At 55.2% G+C, this 18,752-nt stretch carries 14 protein-coding genes; 4 read left to right on the top strand and 10 right to left on the bottom strand.

Features of this window, described 5'->3' with window-relative positions:
• Positions 1 to 59: 59 nt before the first annotated feature.
• The 8 genes from Q1B21_RS21465 to Q1B21_RS21430 all read right to left on the bottom strand — a co-directional run bounded on the left by Q1B21_RS21465 (position 60) and on the right by Q1B21_RS21430 (position 7,621).
• Positions 60 to 1,130, bottom strand: coding sequence for a transposase (locus Q1B21_RS21465; protein WP_299893008.1), 1,071 nt, complete (start codon positions 1,128 to 1,130; stop codon positions 60 to 62).
• A 17-nt stretch (positions 1,131 to 1,147) separates the two neighbouring features.
• The gene (locus tag Q1B21_RS21460; RefSeq protein WP_299893006.1) at positions 1,148 to 1,573 is read right to left on the bottom strand and encodes a GNAT family N-acetyltransferase; all 426 of its coding nucleotides are present in this window, start codon (positions 1,571 to 1,573) and stop codon (positions 1,148 to 1,150) included.
• Entirely contained in the window at positions 1,561 to 2,247 is a 687-nt protein-coding gene (locus Q1B21_RS21455) for a D-lyxose/D-mannose family sugar isomerase (protein WP_299893004.1), read from the bottom strand. Before Q1B21_RS21455 ends, Q1B21_RS21460 begins: the two co-directional genes overlap by 13 nt.
• On the bottom strand, positions 2,244 to 3,521 hold the full coding sequence (locus tag Q1B21_RS21450; protein ID WP_299893002.1) for a trehalase family glycosidase: 1,278 nt from the start codon (positions 3,519 to 3,521) through the stop codon (positions 2,244 to 2,246). Before Q1B21_RS21450 ends, Q1B21_RS21455 begins: the two co-directional genes overlap by 4 nt.
• A gap of 12 nt (positions 3,522 to 3,533) precedes the next feature.
• A complete protein-coding gene (locus Q1B21_RS21445) occupies positions 3,534 to 4,574 on the bottom strand; it encodes an ABC transporter ATP-binding protein (RefSeq protein WP_299893000.1) in 1,041 nt (346 codons plus the stop codon).
• 23 nt (positions 4,575 to 4,597) lie between these two features.
• Positions 4,598 to 5,434 (bottom strand): carbohydrate ABC transporter permease, encoded by an 837-nt coding sequence (locus Q1B21_RS21440; protein ID WP_170411550.1) that lies wholly within the window; start codon positions 5,432 to 5,434, stop codon positions 4,598 to 4,600.
• Positions 5,431 to 6,276 carry a carbohydrate ABC transporter permease gene (locus Q1B21_RS21435; protein ID WP_299079430.1) on the bottom strand — a complete coding sequence of 282 codons (846 nt, stop codon included), beginning with the start codon at positions 6,274 to 6,276 and terminating at the stop codon, positions 5,431 to 5,433. The genes Q1B21_RS21440 and Q1B21_RS21435 overlap by 4 nt, the downstream gene beginning before the upstream one ends.
• A gap of 76 nt (positions 6,277 to 6,352) precedes the next feature.
• Positions 6,353 to 7,621: an ABC transporter substrate-binding protein gene (locus Q1B21_RS21430; protein WP_299892997.1), complete on the bottom strand. Its 1,269-nt coding sequence runs from the start codon at positions 7,619 to 7,621 to the stop codon at positions 6,353 to 6,355.
• A 212-nt stretch (positions 7,622 to 7,833) separates the two neighbouring features.
• Between Q1B21_RS21430 and Q1B21_RS21425 the strand changes: the two genes are divergently transcribed.
• Positions 7,834 to 8,844, top strand: a complete 1,011-nt coding sequence (locus tag Q1B21_RS21425) for a LacI family DNA-binding transcriptional regulator (protein ID WP_299892994.1) — start codon at positions 7,834 to 7,836, stop codon at positions 8,842 to 8,844.
• 9 nt (positions 8,845 to 8,853) lie between these two features.
• Here the strand turns inward: Q1B21_RS21425 and Q1B21_RS21420 are convergent, their stop codons facing one another.
• Together Q1B21_RS21420 and Q1B21_RS21415 are read right to left on the bottom strand one after the other, a co-directional pair.
• Entirely contained in the window at positions 8,854 to 9,612 is a 759-nt protein-coding gene (locus tag Q1B21_RS21420) for an IS5 family transposase (protein WP_299892992.1), read from the bottom strand.
• Between the two features lie 220 nt (positions 9,613 to 9,832).
• On the bottom strand, positions 9,833 to 11,929 hold the full coding sequence (locus tag Q1B21_RS21415; RefSeq protein ID WP_299892990.1) for a tetratricopeptide repeat-containing sulfotransferase family protein: 2,097 nt from the start codon (positions 11,927 to 11,929) through the stop codon (positions 9,833 to 9,835).
• A 235-nt stretch (positions 11,930 to 12,164) separates the two neighbouring features.
• Between Q1B21_RS21415 and Q1B21_RS21410 the strand changes: the two genes are divergently transcribed.
• From Q1B21_RS21410 to Q1B21_RS21400, 3 genes are all read left to right on the top strand, one after another.
• Positions 12,165 to 15,035 (top strand): autotransporter domain-containing protein, encoded by a 2,871-nt coding sequence (locus tag Q1B21_RS21410; protein ID WP_299892988.1) that lies wholly within the window; start codon positions 12,165 to 12,167, stop codon positions 15,033 to 15,035.
• A gap of 645 nt (positions 15,036 to 15,680) precedes the next feature.
• Entirely contained in the window at positions 15,681 to 16,892 is a 1,212-nt protein-coding gene (locus tag Q1B21_RS21405; protein WP_299892986.1) for an MFS transporter, read from the top strand.
• 23 nt (positions 16,893 to 16,915) lie between these two features.
• Positions 16,916 to 18,169 (top strand): SLC13 family permease, encoded by a 1,254-nt coding sequence (locus Q1B21_RS21400; RefSeq protein WP_299892984.1) that lies wholly within the window; start codon positions 16,916 to 16,918, stop codon positions 18,167 to 18,169.
• Positions 18,170 to 18,752: the final 583 nt, after the last annotated feature.

The following is an 18,752-nucleotide window of genomic DNA, read 5'->3' as shown; positions in this document are numbered from 1 at the left end:
GCCGCAATGCGGCTTCACCAAACCGGCCTTTCGCTGCGCTCGCAAGATCGTTCGCCATGCTAATTCACAGATTGCGGGACTTTGCGGCCGTTCGAGGTGGCAGCACCAAGGGCAGCTTTGTTTAAGGTTTTTCGAAGCGGGCCATGTTGCAAGGTTTCAACGAGTGCTGAGCGTGGCCCGCGTTGGAAAACCCTGACAAGGAGGAGGCCGCGGGTTGTTGGTTTCTGGCCGCGCCGGAAGATCTCGATGATGCGCATCGGCCCTCCGCATTCGGGGCACGGTTCGCGCAGGGTGAGCGGGATGATCTCGGCGGAGGATGCGTCTTCTTGCAGTGCGACTTGCACCCCAAGCAAAGCCCGGATCTTCGCGATACTTGCCTTGCGGCCAGCACTGGCCAGCAGACCATAATGGCGGATGCGGTGGAAACTGTCGGGCAGGACGTGCATGAGGACCCGGCGGATGAACTCGCCCGTGTCGAGCCGCATGACCTTCATTCGGTCACCCGACTTGATGCGATAATCTTTCCACCGGAAAGCCACGGTGTCAGCATTGGCACTGACGAGGCGATGGTTCGAGATCGCCACCCGGTGGGTGTATCGGCTGAGATAGGCCAGCACCGCTTCAGGCCCGCCGAAGGGTGGTTTGGCATAGACGACCCACTCAGTTTTGCGCAGCGGATCAAGATACGCGGCAAAAGCCTCTGCATCCGCCAGTCTTTTCAGGTCGCCGAAGAGTGCAAGCTGCCCGGTGCGGTGCAGCGCTATCAGCCCTTCGATGAAAGGGCGGCGAAACAGTCGTGACAGAACCCTCACATGCAGGAAGAACCCCGGTTTGCAGGCGATCCATTTGGTGTCGTCCGGCACTGGGTGCGCCGCCTCGACAATCTCGATACCATTACACGGTCGAGCAAACCCATAACGGGCAATGACGAGCCCCTCACAAGGGCCATAGTAGGCCTCAACGGCTTCGGCCATGCGGGCACTGGCCTTGCCTGCTCCTATCGCCAGCAGCCGCCCCTTTGGACGCTTTGGCAAGTGTGGGGGCACCACGAGCATGGGGTCGGCCACAGCAACGGCGGTAGAAAAGAGGTGTTCCAGAAAGCTTCGAGGGTTGTTGGCGGGGTCAATCATAGGTTTCCCGTTCCGGATCAGGCGATGGGCCGTTGCAAGAACCAACGGCTGTGTTCTGACGGCCCACGATCCGGTCCGTTTTCTAGCTTGCCAAACTGTACAAACCCCCAGCGGAAATAAATCTCGCGTGCCTTGGGATCGGAGGTGTCGAGCCAGACGCTGCGACAACCCCTCGCTACGGCCAAGGTAGAAGCGCGGTCGAACAACGCGCGTGCTAACCCCTGACGCCGGAAAGGCCGAGCCACCCACAAGACTTTGAGCAACAACCAACCATAAGATGTTGTGCCCAGAAGCCCGCCCTTCAGGGTGCCATCCGTTTGGCAGACCAAATTAATTGTGCTGTTAACACCTTGCGGTTGTTGGCAACGCAGCTCGTCCAACAAGTTGCGTTCCAACGCCAACGCCAGTTGGTCATCACAAATTTCATCAATCAGCCAAGCCATTTGGTATAGTCGCTGACCAAAAGATGCGTCGGCGCAACATCCTCCTCAACCTCGGCAAAACGGCCGATGGGTTCACGAAAGATGTTGTCGGTCTCGTCGTCATTGATGGTTGAGACCTCACCGATCAACACATCCCCTCCTTCGCCCCAGAACGCGTGCCAATCACCAGGACGCAGGGTAACGCTTTCTCCGGGCGCCAGGCGCAGCTTCTCGCCCGGTTGGTAATGATGTCGGATGCCGTCCAGCCAGACCTCACCGCCGCGATCCTCTGCAAAACCACCCGCGTCGTCTGAGCCAAAAAGCTCAACAATCAGAGTTGCGCCACCGCGGTTGATGATATCCTCAGCTTTCAGAACATGCGTGTGCATTGGCGACAGCTGGTCCCGCCTCGAAATCAACAGTTTCTCGGCGTAACACATGCCGCCGCCCTTGGCTAAATCACTCTGCAACCCGTTGCGCAGAGTGAATAGGAACAGGCCCATCCTTTCAAAATCACCGTCACCGTAATCAGTGATGTCCCATCCGCAACGTGCGTCAATCACATGACGCGCAGCACTTTCACGAGCCTTGAATTCCTCTGGACTCCAATAGGCGAAGGCCGGCAAAGCAAAGCCATGAGAGCAAATGAACTCAGCTGCTTGGTCCATGATCTCATTGATGCGCGAACGTTTCATGCTGACACTTTTTGGGTCTTGAGGATTTCGATCACCATGGCTGCGGTCCAGGTAAAATCTCCACCACCACAGGGCTCGCCGCTGTTTGGGTCATAGTATTCTGCAAAGCCACTTTTCTCGATGAGGCGCAAACTGTCAGCCAGGATACGCTGCGCCATGGCCCCCTGCCCTGACCGAATCAGGCCTTCAGCAATCAAATAATTCACGATTAACCATGTCGGTCCGCGCCAGTAGCGCAGGCTGTCAAAAGCGCCATCTGCCGGGTCATGACTGGGCACCAGATAGTCGCATCGCTCAGCCAACAAAGCGATCCTCCGTGCGAGCGCATCAGCTCGAGCATGAGGGACATGGGCAATTGCCGCGAGCAACCCACCAATCGAAGGTGTGTCTTGCAGATGACCTGCGGCGCGGTTGTAACACGTATATTGCCCCAGAGCAGGGTTCCACAGGCTTTCCAGCGCCGAGCGGCCATTGGCGGCCATCTTACGCGCCTCAGAAGCCATCGAAGATTCGCCTAAGAACTCGGCTAATTCCGCGACATCATCGCAAGACCGTATCAGGATGCCGTTAAAGCCCGGATCAACGAGGCAAAAGGGCGAGGCATCGTGGAGCTTCGCATTATCCCACCCAAGCCCTCGGAAGTACTCGACCAGCCAGATATAGCACTTGTATTGCTCGTCCGACGGGCGGTGATCTGGGTTGGCGTGTGTCGTATCGCGCCGAGTGAATGGCGCGACACCCTCGATCGGCACGGCGTCCAACCCTTCATCCCAATCCACCGAGTTGTCTCTGCCAGACTCCCACGGGTGAATGATTGCGACCAGTCCCGTGCTTTTGGGATCGCGATCGCGGTAGAACCATCTGTGCCATGCATGGACCTGGGGCAGGAGCCTGGCAAGACGCTCGCGTGCGACTGCTTTGTCTTCAGTCCGATCATACAACTTGCGCAGCGCAAAACCCGCAACCGCTGGCTGGGTGATTCCAGTCGTGGGCACTACTCGCCTTGTTTGCCAGACGTTAGGACCTGGGAAATATCCATCATCTGGTTCGTGGAAGATGATATGTGGCACCATACCATCGTCCCACTGATGGGCCATAAGAGTCTCGACCTCGACCCAGGCCCGATCCATGTCGAAATGTGAAAAGCCAAGCGCGGACAAAGCACTGTCCCAGTTCCATTGGAAAGGATAGAGGCCATGGGTAGGAACGGTGTAGGTGCCCCTATCATTTCCTTCCATGACGCCTCGGGCCTGGTCGATCAGAGCTTGGCTCATCCTGTTTCTCCCTTAAGCGACGGCCAGAGTGGTTTCGGGGTCAAACCAACGCCCCCGTCCCTCTTGCGGTGCCAAGGTAAGTACGTCACCAGGTTTCACGCTGAGCTCACTGTCCAGGACTGCGCGGAACTGGTGCCCGTCTACATCACAAGTCACAAGCAGATGTGCGCCCAAAGGTTCTACAACCTTGGCTCGCGCTCCAAACCCCTGATCCGCAATGCGTAGATCTTCCGGGCGGATGGCCCATTTCAGATCCTTACCATTTGCCGGACCGTCAAGGTTCTGCCCGGCCACTGTCCAGCGACCAGAGCCCGCAGCTTCAGCGGGGAGGAAATTCATTGGCGGATTGCCGATGAAACTGGCTACAAACTCGGCCGCTGGATCCCTGTACACCTCGATGGGCGTGGCTGCCTGAACAATCTTGCCCTGATGCATAACGCTGATCCGGTCGGCCATGGACATAGCTTCGACCTGATCGTGGGTTACATAGATTGCGGTGGTCTTGCTTTCGGCCAGAACGCCCTTCAGCTCGGCACGCATCTCCATCCGCAGCAGTGCGTCAAGGTTTGATAGGGGCTCGTCCATCAGAATTACGTCCGGCTCCATCGCCAAGGCACGTGCGACCGCGACCCGTTGGCGTTGACCACCTGACAATTCGCCTGAATAGCGCTTAAGGAGCTGCTCGATATGCATTAGCCCTGCGGTGCGTTCGACCCGGCGTTTGACCTCATCATCCGGTAGTTTTTGCATCCGCAAACCAAAGCCGATGTTTTCAAACACTGTCAGGTGCGGAAACACCGCATAGTTCTGGAACACCATCGAGATGCCGCGATCCTTGGGTGACAGGTGATCTACCCGGCGGCCTCCGATCCAGATTTCGCCGGTCGTTGCTGTCTCAAGCCCTGCGATGATGCGCAGAAGCGTGGATTTACCGCAGCCCGATGCCCCCAGAAGGACCATGAATTCCTGATCTGCGATGGTCAGGTTAATGTCGTGCAGAGCCTGATAAGACCCAAAATTCTTGGCAACGTTTTTGATCTGTATTTCAGCCATAACAGTTTCCTTTCAGCCACCGTTCAGCGGTTGGCAATGCCCCACATGGCAAAGAGGTATTTGCGCACAGCGAAGATAAAGATCAGCGCAGGCACCACGAGGATGAAGCCGCCTGCAAATTTCAGGTGCAAAGGGGCCTCGCCCAGGGTTTGCAACAGGAATGCGGGCAACGTGCGGTTCTCGATGGTCAGCACGGCCGCCGCGAACACCTCGTTCCACGAAATGACGAAGGCGAAGATCGCCGAGGCCGTGATCCCAGGCAGTACCAGAGGCAAGATCACTTTGGTGAAGGCGGTCAGCCGTGTGCAGCCCAGCGTCCACGCTGCTTCCTCAAGCTCCAGCGGGATACCAGAGAAGAGCGAAAAGGTGATGAGCACCGCGAATGGGATCGCCAGGGTCGTGTGGACCAGCGCCAGACCGAAGGCCGTGTCATCCAGACCTGTGCGGATAAAGAGAACCGCAAGGGGTAGTGCCAGCAAGGGCAGCGGAAAGGCCCGGGTCAGCAGGATCAGCAGCCGGAACAGCTCTTTCCCACGGAAGTCGAACCGCGATAGGGCGTAGCCCGCGGGCGCTCCGATGGCGATGGACATCACCATCGTCATCAAAGCCACCACAACCGAGTTCCACAGCGCCCTCAGCATCCCCTGGAACCCCATAAAGAATTCCAGGGATCCCATATTGAACTCCGGTATGAAGCTCTTGGGGAAACTGTTCACCGTATCCGGTGAGGACATTGTGTTCACGAACAGCAGGTATAGCGGTATGATCACCCAGGCACACAGCAAGATCACTCCTGCTCGGTAGAGCCCCCTTCCCGCCTTGCGTGTGTCAGGGGCTACAACGTCTGCTACAGCCGTCATATCGTAGCTCCTTTCGGGACGCGCAGAGCGCGCATGATGATCAGAGTGAAGACGATCGAGATAATCAGAACGATGATCGCCAGCGCTGCTGCTGCCCCACCATTTTGCAGGTCAAACTGATAGGCGTAAATTTCGCCCATTAGTACCGGGAAGATCGTGCCTCCAAGAGCAGCAACCACGGCGAAGACCTCGAAGGCCAGGATGACGCGCAGGACCAGGGCCGTTTGCAGCGACGGGCGCAAAAGCGGCAGGGTGATCCGGGTGAACTGTTTCCAGCGCGAGGCGCCAAACACATCCGCAGCCTCGTAGTATTCCTTGGGGATCAGGCCGATGCCCGCCACAAGGATCACAAGCATTATCGCTGTAGCGCGCCAAATCTCGGCCAACATGATCGCCAGGAACACAATCCAGGGAGTTTGATAGCTCAGCAAACTTACAGGTTGGTCGGTGACACCAAGCCCGACCATCATCGAGTTCAGAAAACCCGACTGCTCGAAGATCGCCAGCCAGATGATACCGGCTGCTAGATCAGAGATACCCAGCGGAATGGTCCAAATATACAGAACCAGATCGCGGCCCTTTTGCATCTTCGTGACCATCGTGGCCATCAGAAGTGACAGCGCCAACTGAATCGGCACCACGGCCGCGGCCAGAAGAAAGGTGTTCTTCATAGAAATCGGGAACTTCCAGTAGCTCACAACTTCGCGAAAGTTATCCAGTGAAAAGCCGTTTCCTGTTCCAAAAGCCTGCTGCGCAACCAGCGCAAACGGGTAGAGGAAAAACAGGCAGAGAAATAGCGTCACCGGGAGGATCAGAAAGTAAGGCAATAGCCGCGCTTCCATCGGACCGCTCCTTTGAGTTGGGATTTTGCTGGGGAACCGGGCCACCGCTTCGGTGGCCCGGCAGTCAGGGAAGGTCTTACTCGACCGGGCAAGCACCTTCCGAAGGCGCATCAGGAGCCCAGCAGGGCGCGCCCGTTTCATTCATGATCTTTTCAAGCTGTTTCTTCTGATCTTCCAGAACCTGCTCAATAGGCTGACCAGCCAAAACAATGCGTTCGAACGAATCTACGTAAACACGATTGAAATCCCCACCCATGCTACCCAGACCTGCAGGCAGCAGGCCAGGATTAGCATCTGGTGAGCCGCTCATCCTGGCAACCGCTTCGCCGGCGGCTTTGACCGAAGGCGGCAGATCGTCTGGCAGTTCGACTTCAACCACAGGGAAGAAGTTTGTCGCTTTCAGGGTCGCGATCTGCGTTTCGGGTTGCATCAGATAAGTCAGCAATGCTTTGGCACCTTCAGCATCTGGCGCGGTCCGCGGTATGGCAACACCTGCCAGAACAGGCATGAAGCCACGTCCGGTCGGACCAGCAGGCGCCGGGAAAGCGACAAAATCGTCGGGGCGTTCATTAAACGCCTGCGCAAGGCGCGAGGTGTGGTCAAAGACAATCCAGGCATCGCCGTTCAACAGCTGCTCCTGCATGAATGAGAAGTTGGTCGATGCGGGGTTTGTATGGCTCCACAGCTCTTTGAACTTCTCCCATGCCGTCACAGCCTCCGGCGACGCAAAGGTCCGCACAACACCGTCAGTGTAGGACGGGTAGAGGTAGCCCTGGAAGAAGCGGTGTTTCAGGCCCTTGGGACCTGCAGGAAAGCCGAATTTCTTCTGTCCAGTTGCTTCTTCCACATTCGCCGCCCACGCGATCAACTGGTCATAGGTCAGTGCATTGATGTCCGCGCCTTCAGGCAGGTACTGCAGCGCTTCAGTGTTGGCGGCCATGATGTAGCTTGCTTGCATCCACGGCATGTAGTGCAGGCTGTCAGTTCCCAACTTGGCCAGATCATTGAAAGTGTCTGAGGCCGACATGACGCCAAGATCACTGAGATCCATTAGGTCATCAGGGTTCATCGCCGAGAAGTTGCCGTGCAAAGAACCCAGCAAGTCAATACTGCCCGAGCCCGCTTGTAGTTCAGCTTGCAAACGGGTCAGCCAAGGGCCATCTTCGTTCGGCTGGTAATCCACTCCGCCATCGAAGCCACCAAGAACCTCGGTCCGCATAGCCTGCGCTTCTTCGGCAGGCCGGGCCTGGGTCGACCAGAACAGAGTTTCAGCTTGCACGGTGAAAGCGCCGACAAGCATGGCCACACCGGACACGGCTCCCGCTAGCTTCGAATGAATAGACATGTTTTCCTCCCTATGTCTGAGGCTGACAAAGAAACAGGCAACCTCTCTCCCTCGCCGACACCTTTGGGTCAGTCCGCGGGCGAATGCAGTTAATATGATATATCGTTGTATCTTGAGTCAAGTATGTTGCCGTCAAGTATTCGCCATAATTTACTTGTCATTTGCAAAATCACTTGCGATCTTATGCAAACGTTATACCTCAACAGTGACCCATGACGAAAAAACCCACCTTATCCAGCGTTGCCAAAGAAGCGGGCGTGTCGGTTCCAACCGTCAGCCAAGTTATGCGTGACACCGGCCGGATTTCAGAGAAGACACGTCAGAAAGTCCTGAGCGCAGCCAAGCGTCTGCGCTACGTCCCAAATCAAGCAGCAGCCACTATGCGTTCGGGTGACAATCGCGAAATCGGTTTCATCATTAACAAACTGGCCAACCCGTTTAACGCAGAGGTTGTAAGCGGCGCCGTCGACTTGCTCGAAACCGAAGGGTTCATGGTGTCGGTCCTCGATGCACAAGGAGATCTTCAGCGTCAGGACCGCCTCCTGGAAGCCTGCATCAGATTTGGTCGACGCGGCTTGATCTGGGTGCCGGCGCTCGACACGAACGAGGACGCTATGGAGCTTTTGGAGGCCCACGGTGTTCCCGCTGTTACTTTCATGCGCAAGGTATCACAGTCCCTTGATCACGTTGGTGTTCTAAACACCGAGGCTCTTACTCAAGCCACACAGCATTTGATTGATTTTGGACACAAGCACATCGCCTATTTTGGCGGCATCGAGCAAACGTCGGTGCGTGAAGAACGAATTGCCGGTTACCTTAGCGCTTGTGAAAAACTGGATGGCGTACGCCCAATAATCTGGCCTTGTGAGGAGACCAAGCGCGCCGGATTTGACGCTGTCGCAGCGCTCCGTCACAAACACCCCGAGGTGACAGGCATTGTTTGTAACGGAGATGTTGTAGCGCTTGGTGCCTGCTTCGGCTTGATCCAGTCCGGTTTGAAACCAGGGCGTGACTTTTCAGTAGTAGGCTTCGATGACATTGAAGATGCGGCCGTCTCGATGCCTGGCCTCACAACCATGGCGATCGACCCGAAGAAATTAGGCAAGCGGTTGGCCGAAATCCTTCTAGACCGAATGCGAACACCCGAGCTACCAGTCCGTCATTTCGAATACTCAGCGACCCTGATAACTCGAGGAACATCAGGAGAAGCCCCCGATAGTTAGGGTCAGGATTCATAACCAGTAAATTACCGTTGCCGCGAGGGCGATGGCTGAGAGAAAGACCTTTGGGCATCGATCATAGCGCGTTGCGACGCACCTCCAGTCCTTGAGCCTCCCGAACATGATCTCGATCCGATTGCGTCGCTTGTAGCGGCGCTTGTCATGTTTGACCTTTGCCTTGCGTTGCTTTCGACCGGGGATACAGGCGCGTATCCCTTTGTCTTTCAACGCTTCTCTGAACCAGTCGGCGTCGTAGCCGCGATCCCCGAGTAACCAATCGACATCCGGCAAGCTGCTCAACAATGCCCGTGCGCCGATATAGTCGCTCACCTGCCCAGCGGTCACGAACAGATCAAGCGGGCGGCCTTGGCTATCGCAGATGGCGTGCAGCTTTGTGTTCATGCCGCCCTTGGTCCGACCAATCAGGCGTCCACGCCCCCCCTTTTTCACGCCCATGCTGGTCGCTGTGCGGTGTGCCTTCAGATACGTTGCGTCGATCATCACGGTCTTTTCTTCACCGTGTTCCGCAGCCAACCCGGCCATCATCCGCGCGAAAATGCCTTTCTCACTCCAACGTTTCCATCGGCTGTAGAGCGTCTTGTAAGGACCATAAGCAGCAGGAGCGTCACGCCAGCGCAAGCCATTGCGATTGATGAAGACAATCCCGCTCAATACCCGTCTGTCATCGACCCTAGGCTTGCCATGTGACTTCGGAAAGAAAGGTTGCAGCCACGCCATTTGCGCGTCCGTCAGCCAGAAAAGGTCGCTCATGCTACCGCTGCGTTTTCACTGCCGTGAATCACGCGAAGCGACGGAAATCAATGCATCCTGACCCTATGCAAGGTTTGTTCCCACCCGCCCGTTCGCGGTCAAGGAAACATTGCTTCATTTGGAGCACTTGTTGGCATATGTGTCCCGATGATATCGGCGACAAAACAATACTCTTTAGTCGAACAGACTCACTTCGGGACTGAATTTCAATCAATGTGTATTAAAAACGGATCCTTGCCTCTCCAATCGTCTGAGTAAGAGGCACCAAATGAGCTTCATAGTTGCGCCATTTTTCCTTGGACGACTTGTATAACGGCTGGCGTACTTGCTGAACGCTGGCAGTGCGGACGCGCCGCTCCCCTTTATGGAAGTCAAGGCAGCGTTCGTCCCATTTTAGGCCGCAAAAAGCGATCATGCGACGCGCTTCAAATTCGATGTCTTCTACAAGGTTCTCATAGTGAACCGTAAGAAAACTGTCGGCAGGTAGCAATTCGTTCCAATGCTGCATAACACGAACATAGGCCTTGAAATACCGGCCCAACTCGACCTGATCATAGCTATGATACTGGCTACGCTGAAAAACGCGGGTAAAGCAGGACAAGCAGGTGTCAAACGGGTTACGCGCAATATGCACGATCCGCGCGTTAGGTAGCACTGCATGAATCAGGCCAACCATCAGGAAGTTGGCTGGCATTTTATCTACGATATGCGGTTGGCAAGGAGCATGCGCATCAAGCTGCTGAACATATCGTTGCGCACGCTGCGTAAGCTCATGTTCCGACAGGCTTGCAATCAGGCTGCCGGTTTTCTTGTTGCCGCCGCGAAGCTGGTCGGCAAACAACTTGTGTAAATAGCTCAGTTCTCCGGCGCCAAATACATCTGTGTGGCTGGCAAGGATCGACTCGGTCAGTGTTGTTCCGGACCGAGGCATACCAACCACGAAGATCGGCTGATCGCTGTGCAATGCGCTTTTGCGCAGTTTTTCGATTAGCGCGGGCGTGAATACTCCGATCAGGTTGTCGGCCGTTTCCTCAATCTGATCTGCGTCATAATCGATTATGCTGCGTTTTATTGCAGCCCCTTTTGCAAAGTTTTCAAAGGCAGTTTCGTAGCGTTTGAGGTCTTCGTAACACTTTCCCAACGCATAGTGGTACGAGACTGACTGTTCAGGGAGCATCTTGTCGGCGTCCGGCAATGCGGCTTCAAGAGCTTTGAAATCCGGGTTGTCTTGGGTGACCCTGTCCAGCTTGACCAGCGCAATCTGGGCATTCAGGCGCGGATTATCTTCTTCTGCTGCTTTGTTGAACCAATGCCGGGCTGAGTCAAAATTTCCTTGCTCCATTTTCAGATAGCCGAGGGCGATCATGGCTGCGGTGAAATCAGGTTTCAGCTCAAGGGCCTTCTGGTAATTGACAAAACCTGCGTCCATGTCACCCAAGTACGATTTGCAGACTGCTATGTAATGATAGGCAGGTGCGTGGGAGTGATCTATGCGTTGCGCTTTTTCTGCCTCTAGAAGGGCAAGTTCGTGTAGATTTTTCTCGGCCAGAACCTGTGCAAGCCCGACATAGGATTCAGGCTTTGTCTCATCCAGAGAAATGGCCATGCGGAAGCAGCGCTCGGCCTCATCCCATTCGCAATGCAAGACATGAAGCCGCCCGCGGTTACGATGTAGCTCTGCGGAAGCGTGCCCTTTTTTAACATACTTTTCTGTCAGCTCTCTGGCTTCGTCGACAGCTTCAGTCTCGATCAGGACTGAAATGAGGTTGTTCACGCTCTCCAGATGATCCGGTCGTAGGTCCAGTACCTGTCGATAGAATGAGATTGCGGCCGTCCTGTCACCTTTGTCGCGCGCGATTGAACCCAGATTGTTGTACGCGGCAACTAGATCCGGTTGGAGGGCCAATGCCTTTTTTTGAGAAGCTTCGGCATCGATTAAGTCGCCCAGATCATAGTAGGCTAACCCTAGGTTTGAATGGGCAATTGCAGACCCGGGATCAAGTTGGGCTGCGCGTTTACCCGCACGGATCGCTTCTTCAGCTTTGCCGTTTGTCCGCAATACTTCGATAAAATTCGACAGAAACCCGGCATTGTCCGGTTGCAATCGGATCGCTTCGCGCATGGCATTTTCGGCTGGCCCAGTTTGACCGGTTTGAAACGCAATTACGCCAAGCAGTTGATGCGCAGGCGCGTATTTGGGCGCCGCCTTGAGCACTTGGTTCAGAACACTGACAGCTTTATTCAACTCCCCTGTTTCGTAGGCATGTACGCCCTGGTTGTAGGCCTCTCCGATGGACAAGGTCTTGTTTTTTGACATCCAAGTAGCTCCAGAATTTCCTACGACGGCAACCTGGCCCAAAGCGCAGTCAAATTGCCACATTGTGTTGCAGTTTTTCTACGGATTTCCAACAACAACAAGCCAGTTTATGCAATGCATAACTGGCATATTGCATATTCGTTAACGGTTTTTTAACGGTTTGGAAGGGTAGCCGATCGCGAAAACGCGGCGAGCTTCGATAAAAAAACACAAAATAAATCTAACGGGATAGTACATGTCAAAAAATGAGTCCGGGGTGAACGCCCTCAAGCTCCGTGGTGGGCGTCTTTTCAAATGGAAAGGCCAAATTGTCAGCGCTGCTCCTGCTGCATTGCTGGCGCAGGTGTCGATGATTGCACTGACTGCGGGGGGCGCGCATGCGGATGCGATCTCAAATGTGGTGACTACGCCTCAGGTTTTCACGACCGATGCTGATCACGAAGTGACTGCACGCGGTGCGATTGAGATAGCTTCCACAACTGCTGCTGCTCTTACGATCACTACGGATTATTCAAGTACGTTTACCAATAACGGCTCGATTTCAGTCGTTGCGTCAGACACTGACACTGCGAGGGGTCTGCTATTGGATGGGAACCTGCTTGAAGGCGGCGAACTGATAAACAACGGCACCATCTCGTTGGATATCACGGGGTCTGATCCAGAGGACATCTATGCGTTACAGGTCAACGGCGATGTTGCCGGGTCGATTGTCAACAACGGCACCATTGAGGTTGATGTGCAGGCAACAGATGGGGACATCGAGGCCTGGGGTATCCATGTCGACGGCGACCTCACCGAGACCGGTGAAATCGCCAACACCGGCACAATCAAGATCGATGGGCTTATCGACACGACCGACGGGAGTACTGCATCAATCTACGGCATCGCCGTTGACGGTGACGTTGGGGGGGTGATCAGAAACAGCGGTACTATTGACATACGGGCCAGATCATTCGCCGACGATTACGCCTACGCTTGGGGCATCTACGTAGACGACGACCTGCTAGAAACAGGTGAGATTGTTAACTCGGGCACCATCAAAGCGGTTGCCATCACCAAAATCGATAGTACCGCGTCTGCCTCGGGGATTTACGTCGACGAAGATGCGGCCGGTGTGATCCGCAATACAGGCACGATGGAGATTTTCGCGTCTGCTCCAGAAACCTACGAGGCGACTGCATACGGTATCCACGTGGAAGGCGATTTGTCCGGCCAGATCGAAAATAGTGGTACGATCAAAGTTACTGCGCTTGCAGTCGAATCTGATGCGTCCGCATATGGTATTCATGTAGACGATGATGTGCTGGATGGTGCTACCATCATCAACAGCGGAACGATCACCGCCTTTGCAAGTGCCGATACCGATGACGAAGCCTATGCAGGCGGTATGTATCTTGAAGACATTGTCGCCGGCACGGTCGTCAACTCGGGTACGATTACTGGCACGGCGCAATCGCTCAACACAGCCTCTGAAGCGACAGCTTCGGGCATCTATGTTGGTGATGACGTCTCGGGTGCAATCACCAATTCGGGAACCATGACGCTGCGCGCCGAGGCTGCCGAGGATTCTGCGACGGCGGCTGGCGTTTATCTGACAGACAATCTGAGTGGCACAATCACGAACTCGGGCGTGATCACAGCCACAGCAATCTCGCGTGATACCGAAGCCGAGGCCTACGGCATCTATGTTGACGAGCTTGCCACCGGGGACATCACGAACTCTGGCAGCATCACTGTTGCAGCCGAAGGTGGGATGACAACCGGGGACCAATCGACTGGGATCGGGGTCTATGCCAGCGACATGCAGGGATCGTTCATGAATACAGGTGAGATTACGGCAAGTGCCACCGGTGTCTCGGGAACACGTGCTGCCGGTATTCAGTTCGACAATTTCGACGGTACGATCGATGGCCTGGGAACCATTCGGGTATCTGGCAATGACGAAGTCTATGCCGTCTATCTCGGTTCCGGTTCGGGTACGCTGAATGCTGATTCCGAGGATGATGTGCAGGGCCTCATTAGGGTCAACGCGCACAACGTGAACCTAGACGCCCAAGGTGGCAGCGCCATCTTCCGCTTTGAAGATGCTGCACCTGGCGCGGGTGTTTTCACGACTACGGTGTCGAGTGAAGGGTCGGGTTGGTTTGTCGAAGACGAAGGCGGAGCGGCCCCTGTCTACGCAAGCGTCGACACCAATGACATCGCACTCTCAGGTGATGTCGTTGCCGCCTTCGGTAGCACGGTGGGCAGCAGCGGCAATGCGCTGAGCTATGCCAATTCGCCAGAAGTTGCGCAGGGTGCAACTCTTGCTGGATTCCGGCCATTTGCTCTGATCAGCGCCGAGTATCGAGAGTTCGAATCCGATTCCAGTTCCGATACGGATGTGTCGATATTCAACGGAAGTGCTGGCTTTAGCGGACGTATGGACAATGGCCTTGCATTAGCTGTCGGCATGGGCGTGTTTTCGGCTGATGGAGATACCGATTCCACTGATTTTGACACGACCGGCTTCTATCTTGACGCCGCTTTGGGTCGACAAATTGGCGCTTACACTTTTGAGGCAGGGCTTGGCTACGGTTGGCTTTCGACGGATCGCACCCGACAAATCAGTGGCAGTGACGATGCAAGTGCCGACTACGACAGCAGGTTGTTTACAGCGCATGTCGCGGTTGAGCGTGACTTTGACATCAACGGCGATTTCGGGGTGCTTGGCTTTGCGAATGCCCGCTATACCAACCAGCAGGACGATGGCTATACTGAAACTGGGTCAAGCGCCGACGCCACCATTGGGGACATCACTACCGAGGTTATCGAAACCCAGTTGGGTGTGGAAGCCCAGAGGCAGTTCAACAATGGCGGAGTATTGAGCGCTCAGCTGAGCGGAATTCTAAGGCGCGATCTTGGAACTTCCGAAACGGATGTTACCGTGTTTTCCTCAACTCAGTCGCTCGTCTTTGCATCAACTGACTTCACTGGTGCACGCGTCGCGATTGGTTATGAGAAAAACCTTGCTCAGGATATGCTTTTGGAACTGAATGCAGAGCAAGAAATCGGCAACGACGCGCAAGGCCCTTTCCTGCGCGCAGGCCTTCGCTGGTCGTTTTAGATCAAAACCACTCTGCGGCATCTCATGTGGTGCCGCAGAGTTTGAACCCAGCCGAGCGACATCGAGCTATTTAGCTACAAAGTCAGTTATGTCGCTAGCCTTGTTGGGTAGTTTAGATCGTCGAACTTAAATCCTACAGCCGCCTGATGCTCTACGTGACTATTTTTTGAGCTAGAGTTAGCCGGCCTCGGATGCAGCGCAGCATCCTGTGATATTGTCCCTCGTCAACGTCGGGTAGGCGCCCGCAATGTCCGGTTCGAGATTGGATCAGATCTGGACAAGCTATTTCAGCTCTTTGAGAGCTAGAGCGGCCGCACCGTCGTCTGTGTGAACCCAATCTCGGTGTCGCGTGTAGCCGCTGGAGCAATCAGCGCGGCTTTCGTGCGGCGTATGAATGCATGGTCCAAATTGAACGGGTTTGGGGTCAATCTGACTCCAAATTGTTCCCCACAACGAAATCGCTAACCAATAGTTTTCAATTAGAGAAACACGCGTGGGTTGTTTGATGACGCAAAGTAAGCGACATTCGTGACAAACGCTGCCCCGGCGTCAGCGCGCTGAGATCGGAAAAAGCAACTTGGGAGGCGGCATTTTGCGCGAGGAATCTTGGTAGGCGGCAACAGCACTGGACAGAGCAGTAAAGCTTTGAACCGCCCGCTTTTAGGGGTCAATTTTTTTGCCGGTGATGTGACTGCGGGGTTTGGACCCTATCTTGCGATCTATCTTCTGGCCCAATTACACTGGTCCCCGCAAAGTATCGGATTTGCATTGGCGCTGGGATCGATTGTGACGGTTCTGGCGCAAACCCCGGCGGGTGCATTGATTGACTGGACGCGTGCAAAACGCCTGTTGATGGTGGCATGCGTCTCGGCTGTGGGCTTGGCCGCGCTGACGCTTGTATTTTCGGATGCGAAATACGCCATTTACTGCGCACAGGCCACGATGGGTGTGGCCCTTGCCTTTCTTGGTCCACTGATAGCGGCGATCACCCTGGGTGTTGTCGGTCGACGTGCGTTCACGCGTCAGACCAGTGCCAATCAGGCCTGGAACCATGCGGGCAATGTGGTTGCCGCTGCAATCGCCGCAGGACTGGCGCTGGCTGGGTATGTGGATGGTGTGTTTGTGCTGATCTCGGTCATGTGTATCGGGATGATCTTTTGCACGCTTATGATCAAACCCTCGGATATCGACCATGAAGCTGCCCGCGGTGGCGTGGCCGAGGACGACTTAGGCGAGGAAAGACCTAGCGGGTTCGCCACCATTCTAGGTAATCGGACATTGATTGTCTTTGGTGCTTCGATCGTGCTGTTTCACTGCGCCAACGCCAGCATGCTGCCATTGGTCAGCCAAAAGGTCGCCAGTGGCGGGGACACAAAATCGGGCATTGCGTTCACCTCGGCCTGCATCATCTCGGCCCAGTTCATCATGATCGGCATGGCGATACTGTGCGGTAAAACAGCGGATAGCTGGGGACGTAAACCTCTGTTCTTGATGGCATTTGCGATTCTGCCAGTTCGCGCGATCTTATATACTATGACGGACAACTCAGTAGCTCTGGTGGCGATTCAGTCACTGGATGGAGTAGCAAATGGCATCTTTGCGGTCTTGTTCATACTGATTGTCTCGGACGTTACCAAAGGAACCGGGCGGTTCAACATTGCTCAGGGCGCTTTGGCGACACTTGTGGGTATTGGCGCGTCTGCGAGTAACTTGATTGCGGAAGAAATCGTACAGTTCGCCAGCTACGACCTAGCCTTCTACTTTCTGGCCGGAGTGTCCATCCTTGGCGCGATCATCTTTGCAACCCTGATGCCCGAAACGGCGGCGCACAAACAGCCCGCCGCTGAAACGTCCTAGTCCCAAAAAGCGGAGAGAGCCCTTTGTCCTTCAGCCTCGCTGTTTCCATCGCCGTCTTTACACTCATCGCCATTCGCGAATGGTTGCCCTCCTTTCTGAAGATCTGGCATGTGATGACCGCAGGTGCTGTCGTTCTGCTGATCAGTGGAACGATTACGCCCAAGTCAGCGTACCAGGCGATTGACTGGAATGTCATGCTGTATCTGTTCTCGGTCTTTTCCATTGGCCGGGCGCTGTATGAAAATGGTATCTCGCACCGGATTGCGGGATGGATGGTTGGCTGGAGGACGCCCGGAGTGTCTCTTGTCGCCTTCATGCTCTTGTTCGCGCTGGTTGCCGCGGTTCTGACGAATGACGCCGCCGCCATTATCGGCACGCCCATTGCCTTGATGCTGGCAAGTCAAACTGGAGCGGATCAAAAGACGTTTCTAGTGGCGCTCTGTGTGGCCGTGACCATTGGCAGTATGGCCACGCCCATCGGCAACCCACAGAACCTGCTGATCGCCGCAAGCGGAGAAGTGCCGGCTCCGATGGTCACATTCGTGCATTGGCTGATCGTACCAACGTTGATCTGTTTGGGGGGCAGCGCATTGTGGCTGTCAAAACGTATGGTGGTATCCACACCCGAGGGTGAGCAATCAGACCTGGCGCAAGAGACCGAGGGTACCCAGTGGCCCGTCTTGTCGGCCATCGCGGTTCTGATCGTATTGGTGACGGTCGAAAGCATACTGGCCGCCACTGGTTCCGATTTCGGGTATCAGTTGGGCGTCGCAGCGGCAATTGCCTGTCTTCCGGTCTATCTGTTTGACGGCGCGCGCGCCAAAACCTTTGTTCGGCTGGACTGGCCAACACTGGTGTTTTTTGTTGCCATGTTCATCGTGACCGGCGCGCTGCTGGATTCTGGCTCGCTGCAGGCGATGCTCGGCGAAGAACGCGAGCATATGAACGAGCCGCTGGTCACTGCCGGGATCAGCTTCTTCGGCAGTCAGGTGTTTTCGAACGTGCCCCTTGTGGATATGTACCTCAAGCTGTTGCCCTCGTTTGATGTGCCGAACCTGATGATGCTGGCCGGTGTGTCGACCCTGGCCGGAAACATGTTCATCATTAGCGCCGCCAGCAATGTGATCGTGCTGCAAATGGCCGACCGGATGGGCGCCGCTGAAGTAACGTTCACTCAGTTCATGAAGGCGGTTCTGCCAATTGGCATCGTCTCGACGCTTATTACGATTGGGTGGATATTGCTGCTTGAAGAACACCTGTCGGGCAAAGTGTTTTAGGCAAATAGCCGAGCGACTTTCGCGGCATGAGGTAGACTTCGCTGCTCTGGGGACAGACGCTATCAATTGATCTGAGAATTCCTACCCGAATGTCTCCTATCACATAACCAAAAGTTGAGTTTTGCACATGCGGCGAACGACAGCTTTCCGCCCATTCTGTTGAAAAACAACGTGTTGCGGGCGCAGAAAGTGACCCTCTGAACTGGGTGCGCGTGCCTTTTTGGGTCAGGCTTTTGGCGTTTGCTGCGGTGCGGGAAAGATCTTCGCCAGTTTGCCCGCTCATGTTGGCTGGCAGAGATAATCTGCCGCCAGTACATTTCGACAGGCGTCATGGCCAAGGTAAAACCACGCACAGTGAATTTTGAGCGTGCAGGAAACATCAGCCCGGCCGTGGTTGGCTCGGGGGGACGATAGAAATAGTCGTCGTCATCTTTAGACATATCTATTGCCGTAGCTGCGAGCTCTGCCCGCACCGTTCGGCTCCTCTTCATTTGTGGAGACAAAGGGCGACCCGTCCGCTGAAACGATCAGCGCGGTTGACGGGTCACAAAACTTGGGTCATGAATGAGGTGCAAAAGGGTTC

The organism is uncultured Ruegeria sp. (assembly GCF_947504215.1).
Taxonomy (GTDB): domain Bacteria; phylum Pseudomonadota; class Alphaproteobacteria; order Rhodobacterales; family Rhodobacteraceae; genus Ruegeria.
This window is presented reverse-complemented; position numbering and strand designations above follow the sequence as displayed.

Excerpts from the sequence above, each read along its gene's own strand:
- Q1B21_RS21430 (WP_299892997.1), bottom strand. The coding sequence starts at position 7,621 with ATGTCTATTCATTCGAAGCTAGCGGGAGCCGTGTCCGGTGTGGCCATG.
- Q1B21_RS21435 (WP_299079430.1), bottom strand. The coding sequence starts at position 6,276 with ATGGAAGCGCGGCTATTGCCTTACTTTCTGATCCTCCCGGTGACGCTA.
- Q1B21_RS21420 (WP_299892992.1), bottom strand. The coding sequence starts at position 9,612 with ATGAGCGACCTTTTCTGGCTGACGGACGCGCAAATGGCGTGGCTGCAA.
- Q1B21_RS21410 (WP_299892988.1), top strand. The coding sequence starts at position 12,165 with ATGTCAAAAAATGAGTCCGGGGTGAACGCCCTCAAGCTCCGTGGTGGG.
- Q1B21_RS21415 (WP_299892990.1), bottom strand. The coding sequence starts at position 11,929 with ATGTCAAAAAACAAGACCTTGTCCATCGGAGAGGCCTACAACCAGGGC.
- Q1B21_RS21440 (WP_170411550.1), bottom strand. The coding sequence starts at position 5,434 with ATGACGGCTGTAGCAGACGTTGTAGCCCCTGACACACGCAAGGCGGGA.
- Q1B21_RS21455 (WP_299893004.1), bottom strand. The coding sequence starts at position 2,247 with ATGAAACGTTCGCGCATCAATGAGATCATGGACCAAGCAGCTGAGTTC.
- Q1B21_RS21450 (WP_299893002.1), bottom strand. The coding sequence starts at position 3,521 with ATGAGCCAAGCTCTGATCGACCAGGCCCGAGGCGTCATGGAAGGAAAT.
- Q1B21_RS21460 (WP_299893006.1), bottom strand. The coding sequence starts at position 1,573 with ATGGCTTGGCTGATTGATGAAATTTGTGATGACCAACTGGCGTTGGCG.
- Q1B21_RS21425 (WP_299892994.1), top strand. The coding sequence starts at position 7,834 with ATGACGAAAAAACCCACCTTATCCAGCGTTGCCAAAGAAGCGGGCGTG.
- Q1B21_RS21465 (WP_299893008.1), bottom strand. The coding sequence starts at position 1,130 with ATGATTGACCCCGCCAACAACCCTCGAAGCTTTCTGGAACACCTCTTT.
- Q1B21_RS21445 (WP_299893000.1), bottom strand. The coding sequence starts at position 4,574 with ATGGCTGAAATACAGATCAAAAACGTTGCCAAGAATTTTGGGTCTTAT.